This is a genomic window from Mesorhizobium sp. M7A.F.Ca.CA.002.05.1.1 (assembly GCF_003998335.1).
GTDB lineage: Bacteria > Pseudomonadota > Alphaproteobacteria > Rhizobiales > Rhizobiaceae > Mesorhizobium.
In genome coordinates this window covers 1-537 of sequence record NZ_RZQI01001603.1, presented here as the reverse complement: position 1 = coordinate 537, position 537 = coordinate 1, and the positions used below count along the sequence as shown (strand labels likewise).

General features: G+C 64.4%; 1 protein-coding gene and 1 pseudogene. One reads left to right on the top strand and one right to left on the bottom strand.

Annotation, left to right across the window (positions count from 1 at the left end; translation table 11 throughout):
- A pseudogene (locus tag EN939_RS37290) lies at nt 1-197 on the top strand (tRNA-binding protein); the annotation flags it as partial.
- Here EN939_RS37290 and EN939_RS37285 read toward each other — a convergent pair.
- Nucleotides 194-537 (bottom strand): glycosyltransferase (locus EN939_RS37285; RefSeq protein ID WP_127272142.1); only part of this gene is annotated, 344 nt, incomplete at its 5' end. The pseudogene EN939_RS37290 and the gene EN939_RS37285 overlap by 4 nt on opposite strands.

Sequence of the window (537 nt, the reverse complement as noted above, 5' to 3'; positions counted from 1 at the left end):
CGTCGGCGCAGATCACCAAATATTATACACCGGAGACGCTGATCGGCCGGCAGGTGTTCGCGGTGGTCAATTTCCCGCCGCGCCAGATCGGTCCATTCATGTCGGAAGTGCTGACGCTCGGCTTTCCCGACGAAGAGGGCGCGGTGGTGCTCGGCGCGATCGAGCGCAAGGTGCCGGATGGCGGCAGGTTGTTTTAGGCCGCCAGCTTGCGCGTCGTTCCCAGCGCTTCCTCGACCGTGTCGAGGAACATCTCTGCACAAGCCTTCCAGCTGTAGCGCATGGCGCGTTCGCGTGCTTCGGCACGGTCTACATTGAGCGCGGCAAGCGAGGCCTCGCGCAGATCGTTGGAGACCGCGCCGCCAAAGCCGTCGCCGACAATGTCGATCGGCCCGGTCACCGGATAGGCGGCAACCGGCGTGCCGCTGGCCAATGCCTCGATGATGACGTTGCCGAACGTGTCGGTGCGGCTCGGGAAGACGAAGACATCGGCCGAGGCATAGATCTCGGCCAGTTCGTCGTTGGGGCGATGGCCGAGGA